This window comes from Frankia sp. CeRuru1, assembly GCF_977966315.1.
The window spans coordinates 1-6,151 of record NZ_CDWWEW010000311.1 but is presented as its reverse complement, the minus strand read 5'-3'; the positions used below and the strand labels follow the sequence as shown (position 1 = coordinate 6,151).

At 65.9% G+C, this 6,151-nt stretch carries 6 protein-coding genes; 1 reads left to right on the top strand and 5 read right to left on the bottom strand.

Features of this window, described 5'->3' with window-relative positions; all coding sequences use genetic code 11:
• The first annotated feature begins 357 nt into the window (after positions 1 to 357).
• The gene (locus tag AC08OP_RS18870; RefSeq protein WP_476615404.1) at positions 358 to 1,719 is read left to right on the top strand and encodes a glycosyltransferase family 4 protein; all 1,362 of its coding nucleotides are present in this window, start codon (positions 358 to 360) and stop codon (positions 1,717 to 1,719) included.
• Here AC08OP_RS18870 and AC08OP_RS18865 read toward each other — a convergent pair whose 3' ends face one another.
• From AC08OP_RS18865 to AC08OP_RS18845, 5 genes are all read right to left on the bottom strand, one after another.
• Positions 1,720 to 2,715, bottom strand: coding sequence for a PIG-L deacetylase family protein (locus AC08OP_RS18865; protein ID WP_476615403.1), 996 nt, complete (start codon positions 2,713 to 2,715; stop codon positions 1,720 to 1,722).
• Between the two features lie 493 nt (positions 2,716 to 3,208).
• The gene (locus AC08OP_RS18860; RefSeq protein WP_476615402.1) at positions 3,209 to 3,778 is read right to left on the bottom strand and encodes an NUDIX hydrolase; all 570 of its coding nucleotides are present in this window, start codon (positions 3,776 to 3,778) and stop codon (positions 3,209 to 3,211) included.
• A complete protein-coding gene (locus tag AC08OP_RS18855) occupies positions 3,779 to 4,954 on the bottom strand; it encodes an adenosylhomocysteinase (protein ID WP_476615401.1) in 1,176 nt (391 codons plus the stop codon).
• 39 nt (positions 4,955 to 4,993) lie between these two features.
• On the bottom strand, positions 4,994 to 5,302 hold the full coding sequence (locus AC08OP_RS18850) for a hypothetical protein (protein ID WP_476615400.1): 309 nt from the start codon (positions 5,300 to 5,302) through the stop codon (positions 4,994 to 4,996).
• Positions 5,299 to 5,568: a hypothetical protein gene (locus AC08OP_RS18845; RefSeq protein ID WP_476615399.1), complete on the bottom strand. Its 270-nt coding sequence runs from the start codon at positions 5,566 to 5,568 to the stop codon at positions 5,299 to 5,301. The genes AC08OP_RS18850 and AC08OP_RS18845 overlap by 4 nt, the downstream gene beginning before the upstream one ends.
• Positions 5,569 to 6,151 lie beyond the last annotated feature (583 nt).

Sequence of the window (6,151 nt, the reverse complement as noted above, 5' to 3'; positions counted from 1 at the left end):
GACAACCGCCTGGGACCACTAATGGTGACATATTCGGATCGAATCGACCATTACATCCTGTTTTTCCCGTGAATTTGCATCACGTCACGTGATCAGAAGGCCTGTCAGACCGCACGATACTCAACCCTTACATGACTGTCGGATCCTGCTCGGGCGACAATCGCAACCGTGTACGACCGCCCGTACGACCGCCGCTCCGGGCACCGGCCGGGGTACCCGCACCAATTCGTTACCTTAAGTTTACCTCGATTCTCCCTCGGGACCGCGGAACCATAAAGACGTCACTCCCCCCGTAGAGTAGCGTATTTACGCTATTAGTCTTACTCTCCCGTTACGGCACGGTGGAATCGGGGACACGTGGCGGAGTCATTGGGATCTGTCCAGGCGCTGTGCATTCTCTTCTTCTGCGAGCAGTACCCGCCCGTCGTCTGGGACGGCGCGGGCACCTACACCGCGGCGCTGGCCACGGCACTCGCGAAACTCGGCCACGACGTCCACGTGCTGTGCGCCCAGGGGCGTCAGGTCGTCGACTCGGTGAAGGACGGGGTGCACGTCCACCGGCGCCCGTTACTGCGGGTGCCGGTCAGCCGCGGGCTGGGAAAGCTCGGCGCCCAGCTCCGGGGACCCCTGTACCCGCGTGACTCGCTGACGCTGCGGGCCAGCCTCCCGCTGTCCTACAGCTTGTGGATGCGTCAACTCGGGCTCAGACCAGACGTGATCGAGACCCAGGACGGGGAAACCCGCGGTCTGATCCAGGCCATGCGTCGCTCCACGCCGCTCGCCATCCACCTCCACTGCCCGACCATGCTCACGGTCAGGCTTTCCGGCCAGCCGGTCGGGTTGAAGGGCCTGGTCGCCGACCGGCTGGACCGGACGTCGGCGGGCCGGGCCGCCGTGGTCACCTCACCGTCGCAGCTGCTCGTCGACACGCTGCGGGAGCAAGGCTGGTTGGGTGACCGTGAGGTGGAGGTGATTCCCAATCCGTTCGACGCCGAGCCGTGGCTCGACATACCCGACGTCGCCGGCACCACGCCGACAGTCGCCGTCGTGGGCCGACTCGAGGCCTACAAGGGCGTGGATGTGCTGCTCGACGCGTCGGCCCGCCTTCGTGGCGCGGGGGTGGCGCACCGGCTGGTGCTCGCGGGACGCTCGGCGGGCGAGATCAACGGGGTGCCCTCGGGCGAGTGGCTGGCCCACCGGGCCCGCCAGCTTGAGCTGGACGTCAAGTTCACCGGGCACCTGTCCGGTTCTCAGATCCGCGACGTCTACCGGCGGGCCCGCGTCGTCGCCGTGCCGAGCCGCTTCGAGAGCTTCTCGATCGCGGCCGTCGAGGCGATGGCGGCCGGCCGGCCGGTGGTGACCACGACCCGGGCCGGAGTCGCGCCCTTCGTCGAGCGGTGGGAGGCCGGATCCTCGGTACCGGCCGGCGATCCGGTGGCGCTGGCGGATGCGCTGGCGCCGTTCCTGCTCGACCCCGCGCGGGCGAGCGCGTTCGGGGCCCGGGGTCGCCTCGGCGTGGTCGAGATCGAGCCCTCGGCCATCGCCCGTCGCAAGGTCGAGGCATACCGGCGCGGCATCGCGCACTTCGGCACCCGGAACCGGCAGCAACACCCCGGCCGAGCCACGCGGCCGACGGTTTATACCTCGACCTGTCCCGGGAACGGCGCCGCCACCGGCGCTGGCCCGCCGCCCGGCCCTGAGGTGGCGCCCGCAGGCTGACTACCGGCTGCCCCGTGCCTGGTGGCCGGCCCGCCACGGCCGCTCGAAGTCGAGGTGCCGCAGCGCCCCCGCGGCGACGTAGACCTCGTACCGACTCCCCAGGGTCGCGAGCAGGGAACCGGTCACCGGGGTGGCGGCGCCGGACGCCGCGTCGTCCTCCCCCATCTGGGTGGCGTGCTCCGCGAGGGCCCTGCGCTGCCGCGCCCGGAAGCCGCGGGCGTCCACGAGCAGCGGACGGCGTTCCCGCAACCGGCGGACCGGCTGGACGAACAGACGCTCAGCCGACCAGCCCGCCGTCCCGTAGCCCAAGGTCCAGGGCCAGTGCGTCCAGAACCAGACGGTGTATTCGAGCACCTGGCCGCGATAACCGGTGGTGGCGACCGCTCGGCGCACCGCCTCGTTGGTCGCGTCGTGGTCCGGGTGCCCCTCGCACGAGGTCGGCGCCAGGATCTGCTCGGGCGCGAGGACCTCGATGAGCTCGGTGAGCCGCGCAGCGATGGCGTCGATCCGGTCGGAGAGCTCGGCGTCGGGGAAACCGAGGAAGCGCACGTCGGACTCGTCGATGTCCAGCAAGGCGCAGGCCCGGCGGGTCTCCGCCTTGCGCACCTCGATCAACTCCGCTGGCGGGAGCGTCACCGGCTCCGCGCGGGAGCCGTCGCTGACAATCACCACCGTGACCGGGGTGCCTGCGGCCCGCTTACGCATGATGGCCACCGCGCAGCCCAGCGTCTCGTCGTCGGGGTGTGGTGCGACGACGAGACACGACCTCGTCGTCATGGACGAGGTGATGTCGATGCCGCGCCGGGTCCAGGCCCGGCGCCACAGCGACCGCGCCGGCACCATCACCCGGTCACGCACCGTCTCTGGATCACCCGGGATCACCCACCGGACCGCCTTCGCCACGTTCATCCCGTCGACCTCCCGTACGGCGGCGAACACCGGCCAGCGGACACGATCCGAGATCGACGCCGTGGCCGCGCTCACTGTAGCGACCACCACCGACATTCCGCCCTCGGGTGGTGTTCCCGCAGGTCCTCGCCATGTTCGTCCACGAGACGCCGATGGGCGCAGAGCAGCTCTTCGCCGGGCTCGGCCCTCCCGGCAGACATGGCGGAGACAAGGTCCGCCCCCCGCGCGGACACAACCCACCCAGAGTGGAGCGGGCGACGGGAATCGAACCCGATCGGGGCGATCCTCCGACCTGCAGCTTTCGCGTTTGACCTGGTCAGAGGGCCTGATTGGGGGAGTCCCGGTGAGCTTCCGTCAGGTTGCACCGGTGTGTGCTACCGCCAGTGCAACCGGTCGATCATGGTCGGTGGGTGGCTGATCCTCGCGGTTCTCGGGAATGGTTGATGACGCTACCGCCAATCATACCCGATTGAAACCGTATTGATGTTTGGCGACAGCGATCATGCTTCCTAGATCAGAGGATGTCACGGTCGCTTTTTGATCTCCGTGGCCCTGGAGACGTCAGCCCTGAATGATCAACTCATGGTCGGGCGAGGAGCGTAACTCGGGTACGTTCGCCCAGATGGCCGGGCAGTTCGGTCAACGGGGCCCAGCGGTAGTCAGTGACCTCCTCCAGTTGCAGCGCCACATTGGCGTTGCCGGCTGGCGGATCGATGGACAGCAAGAAGCGAAGATCGTAGTGGATGTGCTCCGGCTCCCGCTTCGCGGGGTTCGGCGGGATCACGTGTGCGTCCACGTCCACGGGCCGATCGAGGACAGGACTGACCCAGTCGCGAGGAATCCCCGTCTCTTCGACCAGCTCCCGTAGGGCCGCGTCCAGAAGCGAGGCGTCATCCGGCTCGATGTGCCCACCGGGCAGGAGCCATCGGTTCAGGCTGCGGTGGCGGATCTGGAGGACTTGGCGATCAGATGTGACTGCGACTACTCCGCAGGTCACGTGACCAGGCGTGGTTGTCCTAGACGCCAATGGCGCATCGCCTCCGCGGGCCGCTTCCAGCAGAGTGACCAGGGACTCGGCATCCTCCGGGTGCGCATCGAGATGCACACTGATCATCTTGGCGATGTCGTCATTCGTAACGGGCACGGGCATTCACTCCTCGTTGAAGCATCGCAGCCAGGACCGGGCAATGATTTCACGCTCCCGGTTGCCGACCTCGTGTAGGCCCGGCTCCATGACCTGTCCCGATGACAGCAGCGTGAGGGCCGCGAGGATCTCGCCTTGGACGAGGAAGATGAACGGGCCGACCGCGGCGCCGTGGACGAAGTTGACCGCATTTCCATCGTTGAGCAGATAGAAATGATGGTTCCACGAGGTCATGCGGCTGAGGTGTGGGCCGAGCCGGTCGGCGCGGTAGGTTCCTCGGAGCGAGGCGAGGTTCAGTTCGTCGTCTGACGACGTCACGGACGCCACGTAGGATCCGGGTCGCAGATAGGTGAAGTCTTCACCTTCCAGGGCCCGGTTGCCGGTGGCGCACACAACGACATCGGCGCGGCCCAACGCCTCGGATTTTGACCATTTCACAGCGAAGCCGTGTGACATGGCTTCGACCGCGCGCACCGGGTCCGTCTCGTACACGGTGGTGCGGACCGATTTGGCTCGGAGAGTATTCGCCACGCTGCGGCCGATCTTTCCGTAGCCGATGACGCAGGTCTCGCGGCCGTGCAGGATGTCCCCGTGTTCCCGGAGAAGCGATTCGGTAGAGAATACGATGGACTGACCCACAAGGTAGTCCTCCGGCTGTTTCAACGGACTGCGAGCTACCGAAAAAACTGGGCAGGGCGGTTTCCCGCACGAAAGATACCTGCGGTACCCGTTCTCCGTGTCCTCGACGACTCCCATGATTCGTCCGCTGAACTGTCGGCACAGAGAGGTCAGTGCGGGCGCGAAGTAACCGCCGATATCTAGCAAGGCTAGGTCTCGGCCCGCAGCCTGCTCTTCGAGGTACGCAAGAACTTTCGCCGGATGGGCGAAACGGTCACGGTCCAGGTCATCGCAGTGGTACCGACTGCTGACGGCGGCTCGCGTCTCCGGGTTACAAGACTTCGGCTTGGGGAGAATCGATATAAGGTCGTTCCCGCGCGCCACCGCGTCCAGGAAGAAGGATCGGTCGGGCAGCATGTGAGTGATGACGATGGTCGCCACTTCGCGCACCGACGGAAATGCATTGTTGACATCTAGGAAATATCGTTCGATGCGTCTTCTTGTCGAAGACTCGGCGACGATCGTCGCGGGCGTGGCCCGGTCGAGGGTCAGACTGCCGTCCATCTCGTCCACGTTCGATCAACTCCCAGATTCAGGAGGAAACTACACAGAGTGATTTCTGTAGATCTGATTCCTGTCGAGGGCGCGCGGAGATACGTCGGCATCCCCGTTCATCGGCTCGCAGCCACAGATCTTCGTGAAGATCGTCCACGCGATGAGTTCACACGTCTCTCGTGTGATGCGCCGCGTGATTCGCTGCACCCGGTCCTCCACCTCCAAGGGGAGAACAACTTCGGAGTCCTGTAGTTTCTCGTGCGCCCAGACGTGCGCTTCGTTCCAGGTGGCGAAAGTGGCGACCTGCACACCGTAGCCGTTCAGGACGGCGTAGGGCCGGATGCGCTGGGCGATCACCTCTCCGAGTTCCGTTCCCCTCCGCCCGTAATCTTGACTATTTGCTCCTTGATCCATCGGGCCTCCTCCGTGACGTTCTCGGCTCGTTCCAGCAGTGCGGCGTATTCAAGGGGCTCGGTAGGGAGATGGCTCTTGTAGTCGATGAGCTTGCTTTCCAAGTCCTCCATCGCGGTGACGGCAACATCGCTCTGCAATCGCAGAATTCTCAGAGGAAGATCACCCGACAGCCTCGGGACACCCGACCAGCCTCCGCTCATCCGTTCCACTGCTCGCCTTCTCCCTCAGCTGAGGTCCTGTCTGGAGCGGCGCCCGAGGCCGAGGAGCCCACCGCCGCCATCTGACGAACGGCCTTCCTCGACCCGGCCCCGGGGCCTGGGCACAAGTGTGAAATCAAGGACTCGCGATCACTAGACGTGGCTCGCATGGGCTCCATGCGTCGCAGGTATGAGCGGCCCGTGGTGCTGGATAGACTGCGCAAGCACGATCCGGGCCTGGGAGGTCACGAAGGGACGCCGCTGCGATGAGCAACCAGGTAGACGATGCTCGCTACTGCCGATGCGGCACGCGTCTTGCCCGGGACAACGACCGGGGATCGTGCGGGCCCTGCCAACGCCGAGCGAGAGAGCAGGGTACGGCTGCGCCGGAAGTGCCGTCCGGATTCTGGAACGCCTCCGATCAGCTTAGAGACGCCCTCGATGAGTGGCACATGGGGCGGGTGATCGCGGCCTACCGCAACCACCCTCATCACACCGTTACCCTGTCGCAGGAGACGGTGGCCGGATGGATGGGCATCACCCAGACCCAATTGAGCCGCATCGAGTCGGGTGAGCCGGTGACTGACCTTATGAA